We start from the raw sequence: 22,512 nt of genomic DNA on the forward strand, positions 1-22,512 counted from the left end.
CGCGGCCGGGCCGGTGGCCCGGTCCCGGACGGGCCGGTCTCCCGATCGGGTACGACGGGATCCGGAACGCTGAGGTCGGAAACGCGGGATCGGGTACGGCGTGACCCGGAACGCTGGGGTCGGTTCCGCTGGCCGGCGGGGTGTTCGGGTCGGGTCAGTTTCGGTTGGGGCGGTTCGGTTGGCCGGCAACGAATTCGGGGCGACTCAGCGCGGGTCGGGTGTGGTGCGGGCGTCGGTGCCGGACCGGGGACGCCCGGATGCGGCGGGGCGCACGTCGCTGTGGCCGGGCCGCCAGAGTTAGCCTACTAAACCGATAGGATTTATGGATAGAGTACCGGGACCAGAGATCGGAATGGCGGCACCGGCCGGCCCGCGACCGCCGATGTCCGCCCGACGTCCACCTGTCCCGCCCGCGACCCGGGCGCAGCCTCATCGGAGAGAGACATGACGCTCACCTTCCACTGGTTCCTGCCGACCTACGGCGACAGCCGGGACATCGTCGGCGGCGGGCACGGGCTGCCGGCGGGTACCGCCGGAGGTGCCCGGCCGGCCACCGTGGCGTACCTCGGGCAGATCGCCCGGACCGCCGAACAGCTCGGCTTCGTCGGCGCGCTCACCCCCACCGGTGCCTGGTGCGAGGACGCCTGGCTGGCCACCGCGATGCTCACCGAGGTCACCGAGCGGCTGAAGTTCCTGGTGGCGTTCCGACCCGGACTGACCTCGCCGACCCTGGCCGCCCAGATGGCCTCGACCTTCCAGCGGCTCTCCCAGGGACGCCTGCTGCTCAACGTGGTCACCGGCGGGGAGTCGCACGAGCAGCGCGGCTACGGCGACTTCCTCGACAAGGACGCCCGGTACGCGCGTACCGACGAGTTCCTGCACGTCGTACGGGCGCTGTGGCGGGGGGAGACGGTCAGCCACACCGGGGAGCACCTGCGGGTCGAGCAGGCCCGGCTGAACCGGCTGCCCGACCCCGTCCCGCCGATCTACTTCGGTGGCTCCTCCAAGGCGGCCGGCCCGGTGGCGGTACGGCACAGCGACGTGTACCTGACCTGGGGCGAGCCGCCCGCGCAGGTGGCCGAGAAACTGGCCTGGATCAGGGGGCTGGCCGCCGAGGCGGGTCGGGAACTCCGGTTCGGGATCCGGCTGCACGTCATCGCGCGGGACACCACCGAGGCGGCCTGGGCGCAGGCGCAGCGGCTGCTCGACGGCATCGCCGACTCCGACGTCACGGCCGTCCAGGCCGGACTGGGGCGCAGCGAGTCCGAGGGGCAGCGCCGGATGCTCGCCCTGCACGGTGGTTCCCGGGATCGGCTGGAGGTGTCGCCGAACCTCTGGGCCGGGGTCGGGCTGGTGCGCGGCGGCGCGGGTACGGCACTGGTCGGCAGCCACACCGAGGTGGCCGACCGGATCGCCGAGTACCACGCCCTCGGCATCACCGAGTTCATCCTCTCCGGACATCCGCACCTGGAGGAGGCGTACTGGGTCGGCGAGGGTGTGCTGCCGATCCTGCGCCGCCGCGGGCTGTGGCGGCACCCGGTCGGCGAGGCGTCGGCACCGGTTGCCGAGGTGCCGTTCGCCGCCTCGACGCCGAACGGCACCGCCGGCACCCCGGGTGGCGCCGCCCGGTGACCGCTCGGTGGCCGGGGGCCGGGCCGGTGTCCCGAGCCGGGGGCGAAGAAGGGCTGCGACCACGGCCAGTGCGGTGGCCGGCGGGTTTCGCTCGTCGCGGTGTGCGGCCGGTGGGGATCCGGTGGGGATCCGGCGGGACAGTTCGGTGACCGGGGAGGGGCGCCGGGCGGTAGCCGGACAGGCCCCGCGACGTTCCCGCCGTCGGTGCCGCCATTTCGGAAAACCGTTCCGCGACCTATCCCGGCACCGCCGGCCCGGTGGGCTCTCCGGCATCTATCGGTACGCCCCGGCGCGGCCGAGATTGTTGACAATGTTATTGGCAATAGTGTTGCCCGCACCTATGATCGGTCTGCCTCCGACAAGCATCGCGGCTTCCGCCCGGGGCGTACCGACGCACTCGCGGAACCGCTCGGAAAGGATTGTCGATGACAGCGTCCCCGATCGGGCGAGGTCCGATCCTCGTGGTAAGCGCGCACGCCGCCGACTTTGTCTGGCGCGCGGGTGGCGCCATCGCGCTCGGCGCATCCCGGGGCCAGCAGGTCCACGTGCTGTGCCTCACCTTCGGCGAGAAGGGCGAATCGCAGGGGCTGTGGAAGCAGCCCGGGATGACCCTGGAGCGGGTCAAGGAGGCGAGACGCGACGAGGCGAGCCGGGCGGCGAAGGTGCTCGGCGCCGAGATCGAGTTCCTCGACGCCGGGGACTACCCGCTGCGGGCCACGGACGACCTCTACGACAGCGTCGTCTCGACCATCCGCCGGATCGACCCGGCCGTGATCGTCACCCATCCGGCCAAGGACCCGTACAACCTGGACCACTCGCTGACCCACGAGATCGTGCTCCGGGCCCGGATGGTGGCCCAGGCGGCCGGGCACGACCGGGACACCCGACCGATCGGCGCGCCGAACGTGTTGCAGTTCGAGCCGCACCAGCCCGAGCAGTGCGGCTTCCTGCCGAACCTGCTGCTGGACATCACCCCGGTCTTCGACCGAAAGGTCGAGGCGATGCGGATCATGGGAGCCCAGGGCCACCTGGTCGCGTACTACACGGATCTCGGCGTACGGCGCGGGGTGCAGGCCGTCCGCAACGGTGGCGACCGGTCGATCAGCCACGCCGAGGCGTACCAGCGGGTCTTCCCGGTGGTCGGCGGAGAGCTGCTGTGACCGGCCACGTCATCGTCCGGACCGACGCCGCCCCGCCGGCCGACGCCGTCGCGCAGTTCGCCCGGCAGGGCGTGTCGACGGTGCACGAGGCGCAGGGCCGCACCGGCCTGCTGGGGCACCTGCTCCGGCCGATCTACCCGGGGGCCCGGATCGCCGGCCGGGCGGTCACCGTCTCCGCCCAGCCGGGCGACAACCTGATGATCCACGCGGCGGTGGAGCAGACCCGGCCCGGCGACGTACTCGTGGTCGGCTTCACCTCGCCCAGCACGGACGGCGCCTTCGGCGAACTGCTGGCCACCTCGCTGCGGGCCCGTGGCGTCCTCGGTCTCGTCATCGACGCCGGCTGCCGGGACGTGGCCGCGCTGACCGAACTGGGCTTCCCGGTCTGGTCCCGGGCGGTCTCGGCGCAGGGCACGGTGAAGGCCAGCCCGGGCTCGGTGAACGTCCCGATCGTGCTCGGCGGTGCCTACGTCCGTCCCGGCGACGCGATCGTGGCCGACGACGACGGGGTCGTGGTGGTGCCGCGTGAGCGGGCCCGGGAGGTCGCCGCGGCCGGGGCCGAGCGCGAGGCGAAGGAGGAGGAGAAGCGCCGCCAACTCGCCGACGGCGTGCTCGGACTGGACATGTACCAGCTCCGCCCGCTGCTGGACCGGCTTGGCGTCCGGTACGTCGACGCCACCGACCAGGGCGCCGTGCCGACCACCACCGTGCCGACCACCACCACCGCCGCCGGTCCGACCACTGCCGCCGACCCGGCCACGGCCGGAGCCGGCTCCACCGGCCCGGCCTGACCGGTAGCCGACCACGCGGCCTGACCGGTCGCCGACAACATGTCCTGCCTGGTCGCCAGCGACACGTCCTGACCAGCCCATACTCGGCCGCCGGTCGCGGAACCCTCGCGACCGGCGGCGGCCGAGTCGCACCGAGGAGGCCACGGCCGAATGGAGTTTCTGGTACGACAGCTCAACCGGATGCCGGCGGACGAGGAGTCCCGCCGGCTCCGCGAGGAACTGCGGCCCCGCGAGCGACAGGTCGCGCGGCAACTGCGGGACGCGGGCATCCTGCGCCGGCTGTGGCGGGTGCCGGGCACCCAGCACGCGATCGGGCTGTACGAGGCCGAGGACGCCACCGTGTTGCACGACGCGCTCTCGTCGCTGCCGATGTTCCCGTGGTTGGAGATCGAGATCCAGCCGCTGGCGGTGCACCCGCAGGAGCGCGGGGCGCCACCCGGGCCGGCCGCCGGCTCCGGCACGGCGGGATAGCCGGCGCTCCGGCTGTGGGGCGTACCCGGCAATTCGGGTCGTCGGGCCGGGGCGGGGCGGCCGGATGCGTCAAATGACGTAGCTGGACCCGCCCCGACCGGCCATGCCGGCCCGTCATTTGCGTATCGACCCCGCCCGGCCGGCTTCCCTATTTTCTACCTGACAGGTTTCTACCCGACGGGACAGGACGGCTGGCGGCATCACGGAATCCGGGGAGGATCGTCACCACGATGGCATTCGAACCACTGATCGATCCGACCGGTAACGGCGATCTCACCTCGAACACCACTCTGGCGCCCCGGCCGGGAACATTACGCGGCCGTACTCTCGGCCTGTTGAACAATACGAAGCCGAATGCGGCGGTCCTGCTCCAGGAAGTCGGCGAACAACTCAAGCGCGGATACGGCGTACGCGAGGTAATTCTCTACACCAAGCCCTATTTCGGTACGCCGGTCGAGCAGACCCAGGTCGAGCGGATCGTGCAGGAGTGTGATTTCGCCGTCGCGGCGGTCGGCGATTGAGGCTCGTGCAGCGCGGCCAGTCTGGCCGACGGAGTTCTGCTCGAACGTGCCGGGATCCCGGCGGTGAGCGTCTGCACCGACGCCTTCCGGGTGCCCGCCGACGCGATGGCCAGGGCGCTCGGGTTCCCCGGCTTCGAGTACGTGACCGTTCCGCATCCGGTGGCCAGCCTGACGCTGCCCGAGGTACAGGAGAGGGTTCGAGAGATGATGCCCCGGCTGCTGCGGATCCTGGGAGTGGAGCAGTGACCACCGCCGCTGCCCGCCAGGTGGCGGACCCGAACCGGGTGGCGGAGCCGGCGCGGATGGCGGATCCGGCCGGAGTGGGAGTGGCGGATCCGGAGCCGGCGGCGGAGGTGCCGAACGCGTTCGACCCGGTCTCGGCGCGGCAGGTGATCGAGCACTACTACGACCAGGGCTGGACCGACGGGCTGCCGGTGGTGCCCTGCTCGGAAAGCCTGCTCGCCGAGTTCCTCGCCCAGGTGGACGCCGACCCGGACGAGACCGTCTTCGCGATGCCGCACCTCAACCGGACCTGCTCGGTACGGCTCGCCGCGGTCAACGCCGCGATGGCCGGCTGCCGCCCGGAGTACTTCCCGGTGGTGCTGGCGGCCTGGGCGGCGCTGACCGAGGAGGGGTACGCCGGCAGGGGCATCTGGCAGAGCACCACCGGCAACGGCACCATGCTGGTGGTGAACGGACCGGCCCGGGAGCGGCTCGGCATCAACAGCCGGGGCAACATCTTCGGCTCCGGCTTCCGGGCGAACGCGACGATCGGTCGGGCCATCCGGCTGACCGCGATCAACGCCTTCGGGCTCCGCCCGCACGTCCTCGACCAGGCCACCCAGGGGACCCCGGCGAAGTACACCTGCTGCATTGCGGAGAACGAGGAGGAGAGCCCCTGGCCGGCGCTGCCCGCCGAACTCGGCTTCCCGGCCGGGGAGAGCACGGTGACCGCGATGATGACCCGCTCGGTGGTGCACATCGAGGCCCGGCACACGATCGAGGCGGACCAGTTGCTGAACGACCTCGCCAACACGGTGGCCCGGACCGGCGCGCTGGTGCACGAGACGATCAGCGCCTGCGTCGTACTGGGGCCGGAGCACGCGCACCTGCTGGCCCGGACCGGTCTGTCCAAAGCGGACGTACGCCGGGCGCTCTTCGGCCGGGCGGTGCACAGCCGGGCGTCGCTGGACGCGGTCGGCAAGGGCGCGGTCTCCCGGAACACCCGCTGGCGGATTCCCCGGGACCACCCGGACGCGGTACTGGACGGCGAGACGGACCAGGTCCGGGTGCTCAACTCCCCGGACGCGGTGCTGGTCGTCGTCGCCGGTGCCTCCAACGCGGGCGTCTCGGCGGTGGCCGAGACGTTCGGACCCCGCGGTGGTCGCCCGGCCACCGCCCGAGTGAAGGATGCGCGATGAGCACTGAGCAGAAGGATCCGGCCCTGGACGCCGCGTTCGCCGACATCGTGACCGTGCTGGCCCGGGACGGTTACGCCGCCGCCTGGGAACTGGACCCCGACGGCGCGGTGACCTTCCGGGTCGCCGCCACCGAGAACGCCTGCGCCGAGTGCCTCGTCCCGGCCCCGGTGATGGAGGCCATCCTGGGCAGCGCGCTGGAGGGCACCGGCTACCGGGTCGGCCGGGTCGAACTCCCCGCCGAGCACTGACCCTTCCCATCCGACCAGCCCGGCCGCGCCCGCCGCCACCCGGGTGAAAGGCGATCCATGGCAATCCGAGAGTCCCAGATCAGCGAACCGGCCCGCGCCACCCCGGTACGCGGCGAGTACGACGTGGTGGTGGTCGGCGGTGGTCCGGCCGGGTTGATGGCCGCCGCGGCGGCGGCCCGGACTGGCCGCTCGACGATCCTGCTGGAGCGGTACGGCTTCCTCGGCGGGGCCGGCACGATGGGTGGACTGAGCACCTTCTGCGGGCTGCACGCCCGGGTGCACGGCGAGCACCGCCGGGTGGTCCGGGGACTCACCGACGAACTGCTGGACCGGCTGGCGCGGATGGACGGGCTGAACGCCCCGCACCTCTCCGTCGCCGACCGGATCATGGCGCAGGCGTTCGACATCTCGGCGTACAAGATGGCCGCCGACGACCTCGTACTGGCCGGCGGCGGCAAGCTGCTCTTCCACGCGATGGCGGTCGGGGTGTCGATGGCCGACCCGACCGAGATCGACGCGGTGATCGTCGAGTCGAAGTCCGGCCGCAGCGCCATCCGGGGGCGGGTCTTCGTCGACGCCTCCGGCGACGGCGACCTCGCGGCCTGGGCCGGAGCGCCGTACGAGGTCTCGCCGAAGCTGCTCTATCCGTCGCTGATGTTCCGGATCAACGGGGTGGATCCGGGCCGGGCCGGCGAGGCGTGGAAGACCGTCGCCCGGCTGATGGACGAGGCGGAACGGGCCGGTACGCACCGCTTCCCGCGTAAGAAGCCGATCGTGCGGCCGCAGCGTAACCCGCTGGAGTGGCGGGCCAACCTGACCCAGTTGAGCAATCCGGACGGCAGCGCGGTGGACGGCACCGACGTCGACGGGCTGACCCACGGCGAGATCCAGGGCCGCCGGCAGGTACGGGACGCCTTCGCCTTCATCCGCGAGCACACCCCCGGCTTCGAGGACTCGTACGTCGTCGACCTCTCGCCGCAGATCGGCATCCGGGAGACCCGGCGGATCGTCGGCCCGTACCAGCTCACCGAGGACGACATCCTGGACTGCGTCGACTTCCCGGACACCATCGGGGTGAACGGCTGGCCGGTGGAGGCACACGTCGCCGGGGACGTCGAGTTCCGGTTCCCCCGCGCCGACCTGGCGTCCCGCGGGTTCAACCAGCTCCCGTACCGGATGATGCTGCCGCAGGTGGTGCAGAACCTCCTCGTGGCCGGCCGGTGCGCCTCGATGACCCAGCGTGGCCAGTCCTCGGCCCGGGTCACCGGGCCGTGCTTCGCGATGGGTCAGGCCGCCGGCACCGCCGCCGACCTCGCCCTCTCGGCCGGGGTCCCGCTGCGCGACGTCGACGTGGCGACGCTGCGCGAGCGGCTGGCCGACGACGGCGCCTACCTCGGCACCGACCTCCCGCCGGACCGGGACACCGCAGCCGGCACCGACCTCCCGCCGGACCGGGGCATTGCGGCCGGCACCGATCTGCCACCGGACCGGGTCGCCGCGGCCGGCATCGACGGCGGGCTGGGCCGGGATTTCATGCCCGGCGCCGACGGCGGGCCGGAGGTCGCCCGGACCGGCGGTACGGGGCAGCGCCGATGAGCCGGCCGCTGCGCAGCAACTTCGAGCCGGGTACCACCCGGTGGGCGATGCGCCGGGCCCAGTGGCGGGCGATGGGGCTGAGCGCCGAGGACGAGGTCAAGCCGAAGATCGCGATCGTGAACAGCTCGTCCGGGCTGGCGAGCTGCTTCAGCCACCTGGACGGCATCGTCGCACCGCTCAAGGCGGCGATCAGGTCGGCCGGCGGGGTGCCGTTCGAGGTACGCACCGCCGCACCGAGCGACGCGATCACCAGCGCGGGCCGGGCCGGCCAGTACATCCTGCCCAGCCGGGACCTGGTGGTGCACGACATCGAGGTGGCGGTCGAGGGGGCCCAGCTCGACGGCATGGTCTGCCTCGCCTCCTGCGACAAGACCGCGCCCGCACACCTGATGGCCGCCGCCCGGCTCGACCTGCCGACCATCGTGCTGGCCTGTGGCTACCAGGCGACCGGCCGCTATCGGGGCGAACACGTCGACTTCGAGGACATCTTCCTGCGGGCCGGGCACGTCGCCAGCGGCCGGCTCACCGTCGCCGAACTCGGCGAGATGAGTGAGTGCGCGATCGGCGGCCCCGGGGTCTGCGCCGGGATGGGTACCGCCAACTCGATGCACATCGCCTGCGAGGCGCTCGGGATGGCGATGGCCGGCAGCACCCCGGTACGGGCCAACGGCGACCGGATGTGGCGGGCGGTGCAGGCGGCCGGTACCCGGATCGTGGAGCTGGTCACCGAGGACGTCCGGCCGAGGCAGATCCTCACCCCGGACGCGTTCCGCAACGCGGTGACCGCGATCCTGGCGGTCAGCGGTTCGGTCAACTGCCTCAAGCATCTCCAGGCGGTCGCCGTGGAGGCCGGCCGCGACGTCGACATCTGGCGCCTCTTCGAGGAACTGGCCGGCGACGTACCGCTGCTGACCGGGGTCAAGCCGAACGGCGACCGGCACGTCGACGAGTTCGAGGACGCGGGCGGCACCCCGGCGCTGCTGAAGCAGCTCGCGCCGCTGCTCCGGCTGGACGCGCCCACCGTCACCGGGCCCCGGCTCGGCGAACTGCTGTCGGACGTGCGGGTGGCCGACCCCGAGGTGATCCGCCCACTGGAGGACCCGCTGGCCCGGCATCCGGCCATCGTCGTGGTCCGCGGCTCGCTGGCGCCGGACGGAGCGATCATCAAGCGTACGGTCGCCGACGACGCCCCGCTGCGGTTCCGGGGCCCGGCCCGGGTCTTCACCTCCCGCGAGGAGGGACTGACCGCGATCCGGCGCGGCGACGTACGCCGGGGCGAGGTACTGGTGCTGCGCGGGCTCGGCCTGCGCGGCTCGCCCGGGATGGGGCTGACCTCCGCCTTCGTCTTCGCGCTGGACGGCGCTGGCCTCGGCGAACACGTTGCCGTGATCACCGACGGGCAGCTCTCCGGCCTGGTCAACAAGGGGCTGGTGGTCGGCGAGGTGGCGCCGGAGGCGGCGACCGGCGGCCCGTTGGGGCTGGTCGAGGAGGGCGACGAGATCCTGGTCGACGTACCGGAGCGCCGCGTCGACCTGCTGGTGGACGAGAAGATCCTCGCCGCGCGCCGAGATCGACTCCCGCCACTCGTCCCGGCCGTCGGCTGCGGCTGGCTCGACGTGTACGCCCGCGAGGTCGGCCCGCTGACCGAGGGCGCCACCCTCGGCGGCCGGCCACCGCAAGCGACCGCCGACAGCGGTGGCTGAACAGGTGGCGACAGCGGCGGCTGATGAGCCAGTGGCGGTGGCGGTGGGCACTTGACGATCGCCATATCCTGGTCGAACCACGTTGTCGCTGGTCAGCGCGGCAATCGTCGGCCGGCGGGACAGGAAGGACCATGACGACGGCGCTACCGCGAGCCCGGACCGGGGCCGCCGCCCCGGGGCCCGAGTTCGCGCTGCTCCAGGCCGTCGGACGGGTCGCGGCCGGCGGGCTGGCGCTGCTGGACGAGCGGCACCGGGTGGTCTGGCTCAGCCCCGGCGCGGCCAGCCTCTTCGGTGAGCCGGCGTCGGAACTGCTCGGCCGGCCCTGGCCGTGGGAGCTGACCCCGCTCGACGACACCCCACCGGACCACCCGGCACCAACAGAGCCCGGCGACGCCGCCGACCTTCCTGGCGGAGCGCCCACCGACCTGCCCAGCCAGGCGCTCACGCATCTCGACGGCCAGACGCTGGCGAATCTGCCCGGCCGGGCGCTCACAGATCCCGACGGCCAGACGCTCGCCGACCTGCCCGGCCAGACGCTCGCCGATTCGCCCGGCCAGGCGCTCGCGGACGTGCTCGGCGGCCGGGAGCCGGGTCCGCACGACGCCTGGGTCAGCCTGGACGGCTCGGGGACGCGCCGGGTGGTGCAGTACCGGGCCGCCTGGGTGCGGGTGGACGGGGCCCGGCGGGTGGTCGTGTCGATCACCGACCTGACCGAGAGCCGCCGGCAGCAGCGGCGGCTGGCCGCCGTCGCCCGGGCCGCGTCGAGTGTCGCGGACGCGGGCCAGCTCAGCGCCACCCTCGACGCGCTGGCCCGGGCGGTCTTCGAGTCCACCGGGCTGGCCGCGGTGCAGATCCTCACCCTGCACGGCGAGGAGCGGGAACTGCGGATGATGGGCGAGGCCGGGTTCTTCGACATCGACGGCTTCAGCGAGAAGCTCGCCGAGTGCCGCCGCCGGGGCGCCGAACTCAAGATGCTCGAGGCCGCGGTGCGGTGCGAACCGATCGTCGTACTGCATCGCAAGCCGGACATCATGGCGGATCCCGCCTGGGTACCCCTGCACGGGATCATGGGCGCGGTCGACTGGGACAGCTTCGTCAGCATGCCGCTGTCGGCCCGGGACTCCTGCGTGGGGGTGCTGAACGCCTTCTTCACCCCCGGCGAGGACCCCGGCCCGGCCGAACTGGAGTTCCTGACCGCCATCGCCGACCAGGCCGCGATGGCCGTCGACTACGCCGGACTGCTCGCCGCCTCCCGGGACGAGGCGCGCCGGGAGGAGCGCCAGCGCCTCGCCCGGGACCTGCACGACTCGGTGGTGCAACGGGTCTTCTCGATGCGGATGCAGTCCACCGCGCTCCGGGCCAGGATCAACCAGCGGGCGCCGGAGTCTGCCGGCGACCTCGGCCCGATCGCCGACGAGCTGATAACCCTTTCCCGGACGGCGCTGGCCGACCTCCGCGATCTGATCTTCGAGTTGCGCCCGGCCGAGCTGGTCGACGCCGGCCTGCTGGAGGTGCTCCGGATGCACGTGCGCTCCACCGAGGCGCGTACCGGGATGAGGATCAGGATCGGGCTGCCGGAGTCGCTGGAGGGGGTACCGACCGAGGCGCAGGAGGACCTGTACCGGATCGTCCAGGAGGCGCTGAACAATGTGGTGAAGCACGCCCGGGCGGAGACCGCCTGGGTCCGGTTGCGGGTCACCGGGCCGGCCGGCGAAGGACTGGAACTCGACGTGCGGGACGACGGGTGCGGCGACGGCCGGCGCGGCAACCACACCCTGGGGCTCGGCCTGGTGTCGATGAAGGAACGCGCCCAGCGGTGGGGCGGGTCGCTCCAGGCGGGCCGACTGCCGAACGGCGGGTTCCAGGTCCGGGCCGTCTTCCCCCGACTGCTGGCCGGCGCCGAACCCGGTGCCGGCGACCGCGAGCAGAGGAGCCGGCTTGACCGACCGTGACAACCGGATCGGCGTACTCGTGGTGGACGACCACGCGGTGGTACGCCGTGGCCTGCGCGCGTACCTCGAGGTGGTGGACGGGATCGACGTGATCGCCGAGGCTGGTGACGGGCAGGAGGCGCTCGACCGGATCGCCCGGTTGACCACCGAGCGGCGGGCGCCCGAGGTGGTGCTGATGGACCTCGTCATGCCCCGGATGGACGGGATCGCGGCGACCCGCGAGATCGCCCGCCGCCACCCCGAGGTACGGGTGGTGGTGCTGACCAGCTTCGGCGAGGTGGAGCGGGTGCAGACGGCGTTGCAGGCCGGTGCCGCCGGTTACCTGCTCAAGGACGCCGAACCGGAGGAGGTCATGCAGGCCATCTTCGCGGCGGCCCGGGGCGAGGTGCACCTCGACGCGGCGGTGACCCGTCGACTGACCCGGCAGATGGTCTCCCGGGACGTCGGGCTCTCCGCGCTCACCCCACGGGAGCGGGACATCCTCGCCCTGGTCGCGCAGGGCCGGTCGAACCAGCAGATCGCCGAGCAGTTGGTGATCAGCGAGCGGACCGCGCGTACCCACGTCAGTCACGTGCTGAGCAAGCTCAACCTCTCGTCGCGGACCCAGGCCGCGCTGGTCGCGATCCGGGAAGGGCTGGTGCCGCCACCCGGCGCGGACTGACGCCGAACGCGACGGATGACGTAGCCGGACTGCTCCAGAGTGTCCGTCGGGTGCCGTCATTCGCGTGAGGCCCATGCCCGTTCGGCCGACCTAGTCTCGCCGTGAACCTCTTTTCGACCTCCCCGTCGCGGGTCCCGCGGCCCCGGGAAACGCGGGGCGCGGGCACGCGCCGCCCAGGTCGGAAACGTTCGGTGCCGGGGGAGGAAGGCTCCCCCGCCGGCCGGGAGGGACTTCGTTGGCGGTGGGACCAGCAGCGCCGGCCCGGGTGGCACCCGTCTCCCGGGTGCCGGGCCCGGCCGAGCCGATCGACGTCACAGTGGTCGGCCGTCGGATGGCCGCCGCCGACGTCGTCGAGCTGACCGTGGCCCGACCGGCGACCGAGCCGCTTCCACAGTGGACTCCCGGCGCCCACGTCGACGTCCTGTTGCCGACCGGAGCGGTCCGGCAGTACTCGCTCTGCGGCGACCCGGCCGACGACCGGAGCTGGCGGCTGGGCGTACTGCGGGAGCCGGCCGGACGTGGCGGGTCCGGGTGGCTGTGTGAACACGCCGTCGAGGGGACCTCGCTGACCCTGCGCGGCCCCCGGAACAACTTCGCACTGGTCGACGCCGAGCGGTACGTCTTCGTCGCCGGCGGCGTCGGCATCACCCCGGTACTCCCGATGGTGCACGCGGCCGACCGCGCCGGCCGACCCTGGACGCTGTGGTACGGCGGACGCCACCGCTCTTCGATGGCCTTCCTCGACGAACTGACCCGGTACGGCGACCGGGTGCGGATCCGCCCCGAAGACGAGTCCGGCCTGCTCGACCTGGCCGGGGTACTGGCCGACGCCGGGCCGGGCACCCTGGTCTACTGCTGCGGGCCGGCCGGACTGATCGACGCGATGCAGAACCGCTGCCGGTCGCTGCCGGCCGGAACCCTGCGGGTCGAGCGGTTCACCGCCGTCAGCCAGCCGGTCGACGACGGGGCGGACCGGGACATCGAGGTGCTCTGCCAGGCGTCCGGGCTGACCGTCCCGGTGCCGGCCGGGTGCGGCATCCTCGACGCGGTACGCCGGGCCGGCCTGGACGTCCTCTCCTCCTGTACCGAGGGGATCTGCGGAACCTGCGAGACGACGGTGCTCGACGGCGTGCCGGAGCACCGGGACTCGCTGCTGACCGAGGAGGAGCGGGCGGCCGGCGACACGATGATGATCTGCGTTTCCCGGGCCCGCGGTGACCGTCTCGTCCTCGACCTCTGAGCCGTGGCCGCAGCGATGCCGTCGGCGAAGTGGGAGTACCCGGGCCGGGTCCGGGGCGTCCCGGAGACTGTCAAGGAGATCTGATGCCACACGTGCAGAACGGCTGGTACCTGGCCGCCTGGTCCGACGAGGTCGGGCGTACGTTGACCCAGCGGTGGATCGCCGGGAACCCGGTCTGCCTGTACCGACTGGGCGACGGTACCCCGGTCGCCCTGGAGGACCGCTGCCCGCACCGGAAGTTCCCGCTCTCGCTGGGCCGGCTCGACGGTGACGTGCTGGAGTGCAACTACCACGGCTACCGGTTCGACGGCACCGGCGCCTGCGTCGGCGTCGCCGAGCAGCAGGACCGGCCCCGGGCCGCCGCCCGGCGGTTCCGGCTGCTGGAACGGGACGGCATCGTGTGGATCTGGCCCGGCGACCCGGATCGGGCCGACGAGTCGCAGCTTCCGGACACCTCCTGGCTGACCGATCCGAACTGGACACACGTCCAGGGCGTACTGCCGCTGAAGGCCCGGCACCTGCTGCTGGTGGAGAACCTGCTCGACCTGTCGCACGAGACGTTCCTGCACCCGACGACGATCGGCAACGCGGCGGTGGCCGCCACCCCGATCGAGGTCACCACCGCCGGCCCGAAGGTCTATTTCCAGCGCCGCATGATCGGGGTGCCGGCGCCGCCGTTCTACCAGAAGTCGATGGGGCTGACCGGACTGGTCGACCGCTGGCAGGACGGCGAGTTCCACCCGCCGGGGATCTTCGTGCTGAACATCCGGCTGGCCGCCACCGGCACCGAGGAGCCGGAGGGCTTCCACATGAAGGTCCTCTATGGAATGACCCCGGCCACCGAGCACGAGTGCCACGACTTCTACGCGCTGGCCCGGGACTACGCGATCGACGACGAGCAGCTCACCACCTTCCAGCACGAGCAGCAGCTCGCGGTGATGGCCGAGGACGTGCAGGCGCTGGAGGTGCAGGAGGTCATGTACGCCACCGAGCGGCGCCGGGTGGCCGAGTCGAGCATCCGCTCCGACCTGGCCGCGCTGCGCGGCCGGCGAGTACTCCGGAAGATGCTGGCCGCCGAGGCGGCGGAGGAGGAAGCGGCGGCCGGTCGGATGCCGGCGGCCCGGTAGCCGCCCGGCGAGCAGGACGGGCGGGACGAGTACGGCGAGCGGACGACGAGACGACGGGAGAGGGTGGCGATGGCAGGCAACCGGGCGGTGGCGTACGTCGAGCCGGGCAGGGTCGAGGTGCAGGAGATCCCGTACCCGACGCTGGAACTGCGGGACGGGCCGGGGGTGCACCCGGCCAACGTCGGCCGGCAGTGCCAGCACGGGGTGATCCTGAAGGTGGTCACCACCAACATCTGCGGCAGCGACCAGCACATGGTGCGGGGCCGGACCAGTGCGCCCCGCGACCTGGTACTCGGGCACGAGATCCTCGGCGAGGTGGTCGAGGTGGGCCGGGACGTCGAGTTCGTCAAGCTCGGCGACCTCTGCTCGGTGCCGTTCAACATCGCCTGCGGCCGGTGCCGCAACTGCAAGGAGGGCAAGACCGGGATCTGCCTCACCGTCAACCCGGATCGCCCCGGGTCGGCGTACGGCTATGTCGACATGGGCGGCTGGGTCGGCGGCCAGGCCGAGTACGTGATGGTGCCGTACGCGGACTGGAACCTGCTCCGGTTTCCCGACCGCGACCAGGCGATGGCGAAGATCCTCGACCTGACGATGCTGTCGGACATCTTCCCGACCGGCTTCCACGGCGCCGTCACCGCCGGGGTCCGGCCCGGATCCACCGTGTACGTCGCCGGGGCCGGTCCGGTCGGGCTGGCCGCCGCGGCCGGTGCCCGGCTGCTCGGCGCGGCAGTGGTGATCGTCGGCGACCTCGTCCCGGACCGGCTGGACCGGGCCCGCAAGGCCGGCTTCGAGGCGGTGGACGTCTCGCTCGGCGACCCGAAGGACCAGATCGCGCAGCTTCTCGGCGTACCCGAGGTGGACGCCGCGGTCGACGCGGTCGGCTTCGAGGCGCGCGGTCATGGTGCCGGTGCGGCCCAGGAGGCACCGGCCACCGTGCTGAACTCCCTGATGGAACTGACCGCGGCCGGCGGCGCCATCGGCATCCCCGGGCTGTACGTCACCGAGGACCCCGGCGCGGTCGACGAGCCGGCCCGGCGCGGCTCGCTCAGCCTCGGCCTCGGCACCGGATGGGCGAAGTCGCTCTCCTTCACCACCGGCCAGTGCCCGGTGATGCGCTACAACCGGGGACTGATGACGGCGATCCTGCACGACCGGGTCTCGATCGCCGACGTCGTCGGCGCCACCGTGATCTCGCTCGACGACGCGCCCCGGGGCTACGCGGACTTCGACGGCGGTGCCGCCCGTAAGTACGTCATCGACCCGCACGGCCTGGTCGGGAGCACCGCATGAGCACGTTCGTGCTGGTGCACGGTGCCTGGCACGGCGGCTGGTGCTGGCGACGGGTCACCCCGCTGCTGCGGGCGGCCGGCCACGAGGTGCTGACGCCGACGCTGACCGGGGTCGGCGACCGGGCACACCTGATCAGCCCGCTGGTCGGGCTGGAGACCCACGTCGAGGACGTGCTCCGGACGATCGACGTGGAGACCGAGGCCGACGGCGAGGTGGTGCTGGTCGGGCACAGCTACGCCGGACTGGTGGTCACCGGGGTCGCCGACCGGCGGCCGGCGAAGGTGGCCCGGCGGATCTACCTCGACGCCTTCCTGCCGGCCGACGGCGAGTCCGGGATCGGGCTGCTGCCCGAGCGGATCGCCGGGCACTACCGGGACTCGGTCGCCGGTGCCGGGCACGGCTGGCTGATCCCGCCGCGCTCGCTCCAGGTGCTCGGCGTCACCGAACCGGAGGACCTGGCCTGGCTCGCCCCGAGGCTGACCCCGCACCCGTGGCGCAGCTACACCGAACCGCTGCGGATCGGTACCGCCGTCGACAAGGTGCCCGGGGCGTTCGTCGAGTGTGTCGACTGGATGCGGGTCTTCACCCCGTACGCCGGGCGGGCCCGGGAGCGTGGCTGGCCGGTGGTGGAACTGCCTACCGGGCACGAGGCGATGGTGACCGCCCCGAAGGCGCTCGCCGAGACACTGCTGCGACTGCGATGACGAACGGACCGGACGCCGGGGTCCGGCCGGCGGACGGGCCGGCGGTGCCGGAGTTCTCCGCCACCTGGACGCCCGGGTCGACCGACCTCACCGGTACCTGCTTCTGCGGCGCCCGGCACCAGGACCCGGACCCGGTGGCGATGTGGGACTGGCTGGACGGCCACCCGCAGAGCCACCACGCCGGCCCGGACCGAGAGGGAGGCGCCAGGTCGCCCACCATGGCCGGCCCGGACCGAGAGGGAGGACTGTGACATGAGCACATCGGGGAGCCGACATGGCTGAGATCGTCGCGGCAGCCGCCGCCGTGCACGCGCCGCAGCTCATCAGCCGGCCGCAGAACGAGGAGTTGGCGAAGCTCGACCGGGGCACCGACGCGCTGCACCGGTTGGGCCGGGTACTCGACGAGACGGCGCCGGACGTGCTGCTGGTGATCGGTCTCGACCACCTGGAGACGTTCTGGCTCGGTGCGGCGCCGACCTTCACCGTCTTCGTCGGCGAGCACGCCGAGGCCGACTACGCCGGGCGGGTGCACCGGAAGGTGCCGGTGCACACCGATCTCGCGGTGGACCTGCTCAAGGGGCTGGTCGCCCGCGACTTCGACATGACCTTCTCCCAGGAGGGCACCCTCGGGCACGCCTTCCTCACCCCGTTCCAGTACGTCCTACAGGACCGGCCGATTCCGGTGGTGCCGCTGCTGGTCAACGTCTACCTGCCACCGTTGCCGAGCCCGCGCCGCTGTTACGCGCTGGGCCGGGCGATCGCCGACGTGCTGGCGTCCCGGCCGGAGCGGGTCGCCGTACTCGCCAGCGGTGGCATGTCGCACTTCCCCGGCACCGCCCGCTACCACGACCCGCAGCTCTCCTTCGACGAGTGGGTGTTGCAGGAGGTCGGCGCCGGCCGCTGGCAGGAACTGCTGGATTTGACCCCGGTGCAGCTCGACGAGGTGGGGGAGGGGGAACTGCTCACCTGGTTCGTGATGCTCGGCATCACCGGCGAACTGCCCGCGTCGATGCTCTCCTACCAGGCGCTCTCGCACCACGGGCACGGCGTGGTGCAGCTCGTCCCGCCGGTCGCCGCCACGGCGCCGCCGCCGGAGCCGACGGTGCCGCGCTATGGCGGGCACGTCTTCACCCAGACCGACTACCGCTGGTACAGGTTTCCCGAGCCGAGCAGCTTTGCCCTGAACCGGCTGCTGCACCAGATCATCGTGAACCCGGCCTTCCGCTCCGAGTTCGTCCGGAACCGGGCCGCCGTCGTCGGCGCGGCCGAGCTGACCGATCCGGAACGCCGGGCGCTGCTGGCCGAGGGCTTCGACGAACTTGTCTTGGTCGGCGCCCATCCACTGCTCGCACTCTCCGCCCGGCAGGTCGTGGCGCTGGAACTCCAGAAGGACGCGCCCACCGGGACCGCCCCGCCCACCGCGACGGTCGAGGCGGCACCGCCGAGCTTCCCGACCTCGACCTGAGCCGGCGCGACCTGTCAGCCGGCGCGACCTGCCAGACGAAAGGGTTACCCGTGAGAGCTGTGCTGCTGACCGGCGCGTCGGGGGAACTGCGGCTGGCGGAGTTGGTCCGTCCGGAGCCGGGGCCCGGGGAGGTACTGGTCGAGGTCGCCGCCTGCGGGGTCTGCCACACCGACCTGCACGTGCTCAAGGGCGAGGTGGCCTTTCCCACCCCTGCGGTACTGGGGCACGAGGTCTCCGGGCTGGTCCGGGGTACCGGGGCCGGGGTCACGGGCCTCGCCGAGGGGGACCGGGTCGCCGGCAGCTTCATCATGCCGTGCGGCGCCTGCCGGCACTGCGTACGCGGGCACGAGGATCTCTGCGAGCCGTTCTTCGCGTACAACCGGCTGCGGGGCACGCTCTACGACGGGCGTACCCGGCTGGCCCGGCCGGACGGCTCCCCGGTCTGGATGTACTCGATGGCCGGCCTCGCCGAGTACGCCGTCGTACCGGCCACCGCCGTGTTCCGGGTGCCGGACAACCTCTCGCTGCGGGACGCGGCGGTACTCGGGTGCAGTGTCTTCACCGCCTACGGGGCGGTGCACAACGTCGCCCGGCTGCGACTGGGCGAGACGGTGGCGGTGGTCGCGGTCGGCGGGGTCGGCTCCAACATCGTGCCGCTCGCCCGGGCCAGCGGCGCGGCCACGGTGATCGCGGTGGACCGGAGCCCGGACAAGCTCGCCGCCGCGGCCGACCTCGGCGCGACGCACCTGGTGGACGCCGCCCGGGAGGACGTCCGGGCCAGGATCGCCGAGATCACCGGCGGCCGGGGTGTCGACGTCGCGTTCGAGGTGCTCGGCCGGACGGAGACCTTCGAACTGGCCCTGGACCTGCTCGGTGACGGTGGCCGGGCGGTGATGGTGGGGATCGCCCCGGCCGGCGTGACCGGGCGGATCGACATCACCCGGCTGGTCCGGCGCAAGCTCCAGGTGCTCGGCTCGTACGGCGCGCGGGCCCGTACCGACATGCCGGCGCTGTTGCACCTGGTGGCGCAGGGGGTGATCCGGCCCGGCCAGGTCATCAGCCGGCGGTACGGCCTGGCCGACGCGGCGGCGGCGTACGCGGCCCTGGACCGGGGCGAGATCGTCGGGCGGGCCGTGGTCGAGGTCGCCGACCTGGAGTGACGTGGGCGCGGCCTGCACGAGTCAATTGACCTGGCTGGACCGACCCGGACTGGCGGTGGCGGCCCGTCATTTGCGTATCGACCGGTCCCGTACCGTTTCATATTTTAACCGGGACGTAACGTTTGACGAACGTCAGGGATCCCGGTCGACCTGGAGTGTCGCGGACCGCCGGTTGGCGTCGACACGACCAGGGGCGGCGGCACCACCAGGTACGACTCTTGCACGCATCCCCTGGGCACCGGTCGCCCCTCCTACGGATGACGCCCAGCCCGACCGTCGACAGTGGTCCGCGCCGCGATCGACGCCCGCAACCTGCCGGAAATCAGCACCGCCGTCGTGACGTCCCGCCAGGGCCGCGTCCCGTTGCCGGACCTCCGACGGCTCGCTTGCCCGTTCCTGGGCACCTGACGCATAGGAGACAGCGAATGGACACGTCGGCTTCCCGGAACCGCGGGCTTCGGTCACTGAACCTTCTTCCATCTGAACCGCGCGGCGGGTGCGCCCCGACTTCCGCCCGCGGCCACGACGGACCGCAGGGGGAGGTCGAAAAGAGTTCACTTCCCCACGGTCGCCGGGCGTTTCTCGGTATGGTCGCGCTCGGACTCGGCGCGCCGGTGCTGGCGGCCTGCGGCGACGACTCGGCCGCCGGCGGCGGCGGTTCCGGCGGTGGCTCGTCCAAGCTGACCTTCCTCAGCGTCATCCCGCTGGCGAGCATCTCCAACGCACCGGAACTGCTCGCGGACACCGGCGGTCACTTCGCCAAGCAGGGACTGGACGTCACGTTCCAGGTGACCCAGGGTTCCCCGCCGGCGATCCAGACGGTGTTGGCCGGCTCGGCCCTGCTGACGAAGATCGGTGACATCGAGACGATCACCGCGATCTCGGACAAGAACGCTCCGTTGGTGAATCTGGGTGGGGTGGAGAAGCAGGGCCTGCTGCGGTTCATGTCGAGCAAGCGGAAGCCGCTGACGAAGCCGGAGGACTTCCGGGGCGTGACGATGGGGTTGCCGTCGACGGGTGGGACGAGCGAGAAGACCCTCGATCTGGTGCTGGCTTCGGCGGGTATCCCGAAGGACTCCGTTAAGCGGCAGGTGGTCGGGTTGGCGCCGGGTGTGTTCGAGTTGGTGAAGTCGGGTCGGATCGACGGCTACATCGTCTCGCTGGACACCTCGCTGTCCGTGCTCCAGCAGCAGCCGGACGCGGTGGCCTTCGCGCCCAGTTCGGTGATCGCGGCCGGCAGCCAGGCGTACGCCACCTCGAAGGCGCAACTGGCGGAGGCGGGCAACCAGGACAGGATCCGCAAGTTCCTCCAGGCGATCGCCGACGCGATCACCTTCATGGTCGACGACGAGAAGAACGAGTTCAAGGAGACGCTGCGGCTGATCGGCAGCAAGCACGACGTCCCGTCCTTCAAGGATCCGGGAGTCGCGGTCGAGGCGCTGAAGCTCTTCGTGAAGTCGTGGACCGTGGACGGCGTCGACAAGGTCGTACACACCAACCCGCAGACCTGGCGCTCGACGTACGACGAGATGGCCAAGTCCGGGCTCGTACCGGCCGGCAAGGACCCGGTGCAGTGGTTGAACGCTGACTACGCCCCGACCGTCTCCTGACCACGGAGCTGATCACTACCCCGCGATACGCAGGTACCGCAGGGTAGTGATCAGAGTAGTGGCAGTGATCAGCGTGGTCGGCCCATGCAGGGACAGCCCACCGTGGCGGGGGCATCGGCGGGGACCGCCCTCGCCGCGGCCTCGACCTCGGCGAGCATGCGCTCCCGCTCTTCGGCGGAGATGTATCGGCCCCGCACCACCACCGCCCGGATCCGCTGGGTGTTGCGGATGTCGTCGAGCGGGTTGGCGTCCAGTAGCACCAGGTTGGCCAGATTGCCGCGCCGGATCGTCCCCTCGAGGTCCTGCCGGCCGAGGAACCGGGCCGGCTCGAGGGTCGCCGCTTGAAGCGCCTGGATGGGGGTGAGACCCGCCCGCACGAGCAGCGCCAGCTCGTCGTGCAAGGCGAACCCGGGAAAGCACCCCGGCGTGGCGCTGTCGGTGCCCGCCAGCATCGGCACCCCGGCCCGGCGCATCTCGTCGACCAGCCGGAGCTGGCGGTCGAAAAGCTCCCGGTGCTGGGCAACCTCGGTCGGACCGCGGCCGGCCGCGAACAACTCGTCCAGCGCCCACCACCATTCCCCGGCCGTGACGGCCGGCAGATATTTCAGCCGCTCGTCGGTTCGCGACACCTCGTCGGGCATGGCGATTGCCCGCATCGCGATGAGGGTCGGGACCTGCCTGGACTGGTTGGCGACGAATCCGGCGAAGACCGCAGCCGCCTTGCCGGGATGGTAGCTCTGCGCGGCCAGCCAGTTCAACGGATGTACCTGGTTGAACCAGCTATTGTAGTCACCAGGCTCGATCCGGATCTCGGCGATCGCCCGGCGTATCTCCGCTTCCCGGCTGGAGGTCGAATACCACGTCCCCCACATGTGTTCGAGGCTGCGCTGCCCGGCCTGACTGGCCTCGGTGATCGGCACGTTGTCAGGGCAGTGCCCGGCGAACGGGATTTGTTGGCGTCGAGCCTCGTCGACAACGGCGAAGTATGCCTCGGGAGACAGTCGTGAGTAGACCTTGACGAAGTCCGCACCCTCCCGCACGACCCGGCGGACCGCCGCTCGCGCCTCCGCCTCGTTGGTCACCTCGATGTACGACACCGCGTTCAGGTCCGCCCAGAGACTCGGCGCGCCGTCGATCAAAGGGCTCGCGATGATCGAGCGTGGGCCCAGTAGGCTGCCGGCCTCGACCCGATCCCGCCACCGGTGGAGATGGTCGGCTCCCGCCATCTCGCGCACCGTGGTGATCCCGTTCGCGATGTACAGCGGTGGGATGATCGCCTCATGCACGTCACTGTGGACGTGCATGTCACACAGACCCGGGATCAGGAACCTTCCCGTGCCGTCGACGACCGTCGCACCAGCCGGTACGCGGATATCGTGCCGCCCAGCCAGCCCGATGATCCGATCCCCTTCGACGACCACGGTTTGGTCTGGCCTTGACGGCCCACCGGTGGTGTCGATCACCGTGACCCCGACGAACGCGATCACGCTTCGCCTCGCCGCACTCGCGGGCGCCGATTGAGTCAGTCCTATCACTGCGCCAGCGCCCGCGGCCAACCCGGCCCGCAAGACATTCCGACGAGAGATGCTGTGCAGCACTAACTCCTCCTCTGGTAGCTGCCGTCACCGTGTGCCAATCACGCTCGTCGGGATCGGGCGCGATGTCACTGGACCTAGGTCCCGGAACGGAGGTAGGGCCTACCCCCCCACTACGCGCCCGCGCTTGGCGGAGCGAGGAATGGCGGCCTGAACCGGCGA

20 protein-coding genes are annotated in these 22,512 nt (G+C 72.0%); 19 read left to right on the forward strand and 1 reads right to left on the reverse strand.

Translation table 11 applies throughout. The annotated features are described in order from the left end of the window. Nucleotides 1–444 precede the first annotated feature (444 nt). The 19 genes from Pma05_RS05965 (at nucleotide 445) to Pma05_RS06060 (ending at nucleotide 20,755) form a co-directional block, all read left to right on the forward strand. Nucleotides 445–1,632: an LLM class flavin-dependent oxidoreductase gene (locus Pma05_RS05965; protein WP_203856284.1), complete on the forward strand. Its 1,188-nt coding sequence runs from the start codon at nucleotides 445–447 to the stop codon at nucleotides 1,630–1,632. Between the two features lie 425 nt (nucleotides 1,633–2,057). Next, nucleotides 2,058–2,792, forward strand: coding sequence for a PIG-L deacetylase family protein (locus tag Pma05_RS05970; protein WP_203856285.1), 735 nt, complete (start codon nucleotides 2,058–2,060; stop codon nucleotides 2,790–2,792). Then, entirely contained in the window at nucleotides 2,789–3,583 is a 795-nt protein-coding gene (locus tag Pma05_RS05975) for a 4-carboxy-4-hydroxy-2-oxoadipate aldolase/oxaloacetate decarboxylase (protein ID WP_203856286.1), read from the forward strand. Before Pma05_RS05970 ends, Pma05_RS05975 begins: the two co-directional genes overlap by 4 nt. A 150-nt stretch (nucleotides 3,584–3,733) precedes the next feature. After that, complete coding sequence (locus Pma05_RS05980) at nucleotides 3,734–4,054, forward strand: muconolactone Delta-isomerase (protein ID WP_203856287.1); 321 nt, start codon at nucleotides 3,734–3,736, stop codon at nucleotides 4,052–4,054. Nucleotides 4,055–4,284: 230 nt separating this feature from the next. After that, a complete protein-coding gene (locus Pma05_RS44305; RefSeq protein WP_425567654.1) occupies nucleotides 4,285–4,821 on the forward strand; it encodes a UGSC family (seleno)protein in 537 nt (178 codons plus the stop codon). After that, nucleotides 4,818–5,996 (forward strand): hypothetical protein, encoded by a 1,179-nt coding sequence (locus Pma05_RS05995; protein WP_203856290.1) that lies wholly within the window; start codon nucleotides 4,818–4,820, stop codon nucleotides 5,994–5,996. Before Pma05_RS44305 ends, Pma05_RS05995 begins: the two co-directional genes overlap by 4 nt. Then, nucleotides 5,993–6,244, forward strand: coding sequence for a hypothetical protein (locus tag Pma05_RS06000; RefSeq protein WP_203856291.1), 252 nt, complete (start codon nucleotides 5,993–5,995; stop codon nucleotides 6,242–6,244). Before Pma05_RS05995 ends, Pma05_RS06000 begins: the two co-directional genes overlap by 4 nt. 57 nt (nucleotides 6,245–6,301) lie before the next feature. Then, the gene (locus tag Pma05_RS06005; RefSeq protein WP_203856292.1) at nucleotides 6,302–7,840 is read left to right on the forward strand and encodes an FAD-dependent oxidoreductase; all 1,539 of its coding nucleotides are present in this window, start codon (nucleotides 6,302–6,304) and stop codon (nucleotides 7,838–7,840) included. After that, complete coding sequence (ilvD, locus tag Pma05_RS06010; protein WP_203856293.1) at nucleotides 7,837–9,543, forward strand: dihydroxy-acid dehydratase; 1,707 nt, start codon at nucleotides 7,837–7,839, stop codon at nucleotides 9,541–9,543. Before Pma05_RS06005 ends, ilvD begins: the two co-directional genes overlap by 4 nt. A gap of 131 nt (nucleotides 9,544–9,674) precedes the next feature. Then, a complete protein-coding gene (locus Pma05_RS06015) occupies nucleotides 9,675–11,495 on the forward strand; it encodes a histidine kinase (protein ID WP_203856294.1) in 1,821 nt (606 codons plus the stop codon). Further along, the gene (locus Pma05_RS06020) at nucleotides 11,482–12,156 is read left to right on the forward strand and encodes a response regulator (protein WP_203856295.1); all 675 of its coding nucleotides are present in this window, start codon (nucleotides 11,482–11,484) and stop codon (nucleotides 12,154–12,156) included. Before Pma05_RS06015 ends, Pma05_RS06020 begins: the two co-directional genes overlap by 14 nt. Nucleotides 12,157–12,397: 241 nt before the next feature. Then, nucleotides 12,398–13,396, forward strand: a complete 999-nt coding sequence (locus Pma05_RS06025) for a PDR/VanB family oxidoreductase (RefSeq protein ID WP_239311755.1) — start codon at nucleotides 12,398–12,400, stop codon at nucleotides 13,394–13,396. Between the two features lie 83 nt (nucleotides 13,397–13,479). Next, nucleotides 13,480–14,523 carry a Rieske 2Fe-2S domain-containing protein gene (locus tag Pma05_RS06030; protein ID WP_203856296.1) on the forward strand — a complete coding sequence of 348 codons (1,044 nt, stop codon included), beginning with the start codon at nucleotides 13,480–13,482 and terminating at the stop codon, nucleotides 14,521–14,523. A 69-nt stretch (nucleotides 14,524–14,592) separates the two neighbouring features. Then, the gene (gene fdhA, locus Pma05_RS06035; protein WP_203856297.1) at nucleotides 14,593–15,816 is read left to right on the forward strand and encodes a formaldehyde dehydrogenase, glutathione-independent; all 1,224 of its coding nucleotides are present in this window, start codon (nucleotides 14,593–14,595) and stop codon (nucleotides 15,814–15,816) included. Beyond that, nucleotides 15,813–16,520 (forward strand): alpha/beta fold hydrolase, encoded by a 708-nt coding sequence (locus tag Pma05_RS06040; RefSeq protein WP_203856298.1) that lies wholly within the window; start codon nucleotides 15,813–15,815, stop codon nucleotides 16,518–16,520. The genes fdhA and Pma05_RS06040 overlap by 4 nt, the downstream gene beginning before the upstream one ends. After that, nucleotides 16,517–16,771: a hypothetical protein gene (locus tag Pma05_RS06045; RefSeq protein WP_203856299.1), complete on the forward strand. Its 255-nt coding sequence runs from the start codon at nucleotides 16,517–16,519 to the stop codon at nucleotides 16,769–16,771. Before Pma05_RS06040 ends, Pma05_RS06045 begins: the two co-directional genes overlap by 4 nt. A gap of 23 nt (nucleotides 16,772–16,794) precedes the next feature. After that, the gene (locus tag Pma05_RS06050) at nucleotides 16,795–17,985 is read left to right on the forward strand and encodes a DODA-type extradiol aromatic ring-opening family dioxygenase (RefSeq protein WP_203856300.1); all 1,191 of its coding nucleotides are present in this window, start codon (nucleotides 16,795–16,797) and stop codon (nucleotides 17,983–17,985) included. A 50-nt stretch (nucleotides 17,986–18,035) separates the two neighbouring features. Continuing rightward, the gene (locus Pma05_RS06055) at nucleotides 18,036–19,145 is read left to right on the forward strand and encodes a zinc-binding dehydrogenase (RefSeq protein ID WP_203856301.1); all 1,110 of its coding nucleotides are present in this window, start codon (nucleotides 18,036–18,038) and stop codon (nucleotides 19,143–19,145) included. A gap of 587 nt (nucleotides 19,146–19,732) precedes the next feature. Next, complete coding sequence (locus Pma05_RS06060; protein ID WP_203856302.1) at nucleotides 19,733–20,755, forward strand: ABC transporter substrate-binding protein; 1,023 nt, start codon at nucleotides 19,733–19,735, stop codon at nucleotides 20,753–20,755. Between the two features lie 68 nt (nucleotides 20,756–20,823). On the opposite strand, the gene Pma05_RS06065 is transcribed toward Pma05_RS06060, so the two are convergent. Next, nucleotides 20,824–22,353 carry an amidohydrolase family protein gene (locus Pma05_RS06065; RefSeq protein WP_372441433.1) on the reverse strand — a complete coding sequence of 510 codons (1,530 nt, stop codon included), beginning with the start codon at nucleotides 22,351–22,353 and terminating at the stop codon, nucleotides 20,824–20,826. Between the last annotated feature and the right edge of the window lie 159 nt (nucleotides 22,354–22,512).

Source organism: Plantactinospora mayteni (genome assembly GCF_016862935.1).
Taxonomy (GTDB): Bacteria; Actinomycetota; Actinomycetes; order Mycobacteriales; family Micromonosporaceae; genus Plantactinospora; species Plantactinospora mayteni.

Coding starts and splice junctions, on each gene's coding strand:
- Pma05_RS05965 (WP_203856284.1), top strand. CDS start 445: ATGACGCTCACCTTCCACTGGTTCCTGCCGACCTACGGCGACAGCCGG.
- Pma05_RS05970 (WP_203856285.1), top strand. CDS start 2,058: ATGACAGCGTCCCCGATCGGGCGAGGTCCGATCCTCGTGGTAAGCGCG.
- Pma05_RS05980 (WP_203856287.1), top strand. CDS start 3,734: ATGGAGTTTCTGGTACGACAGCTCAACCGGATGCCGGCGGACGAGGAG.
- Pma05_RS06000 (WP_203856291.1), top strand. CDS start 5,993: ATGAGCACTGAGCAGAAGGATCCGGCCCTGGACGCCGCGTTCGCCGAC.
- Pma05_RS06005 (WP_203856292.1), top strand. CDS start 6,302: ATGGCAATCCGAGAGTCCCAGATCAGCGAACCGGCCCGCGCCACCCCG.
- ilvD (WP_203856293.1), top strand. CDS start 7,837: ATGAGCCGGCCGCTGCGCAGCAACTTCGAGCCGGGTACCACCCGGTGG.
- Pma05_RS06015 (WP_203856294.1), top strand. CDS start 9,675: ATGACGACGGCGCTACCGCGAGCCCGGACCGGGGCCGCCGCCCCGGGG.
- Pma05_RS06030 (WP_203856296.1), top strand. CDS start 13,480: ATGCCACACGTGCAGAACGGCTGGTACCTGGCCGCCTGGTCCGACGAG.
- fdhA (WP_203856297.1), top strand. CDS start 14,593: ATGGCAGGCAACCGGGCGGTGGCGTACGTCGAGCCGGGCAGGGTCGAG.
- Pma05_RS06040 (WP_203856298.1), top strand. CDS start 15,813: ATGAGCACGTTCGTGCTGGTGCACGGTGCCTGGCACGGCGGCTGGTGC.
- Pma05_RS06045 (WP_203856299.1), top strand. CDS start 16,517: ATGACGAACGGACCGGACGCCGGGGTCCGGCCGGCGGACGGGCCGGCG.
- Pma05_RS06050 (WP_203856300.1), top strand. CDS start 16,795: ATGGCTGAGATCGTCGCGGCAGCCGCCGCCGTGCACGCGCCGCAGCTC.
- Pma05_RS06060 (WP_203856302.1), top strand. CDS start 19,733: ATGGTCGCGCTCGGACTCGGCGCGCCGGTGCTGGCGGCCTGCGGCGAC.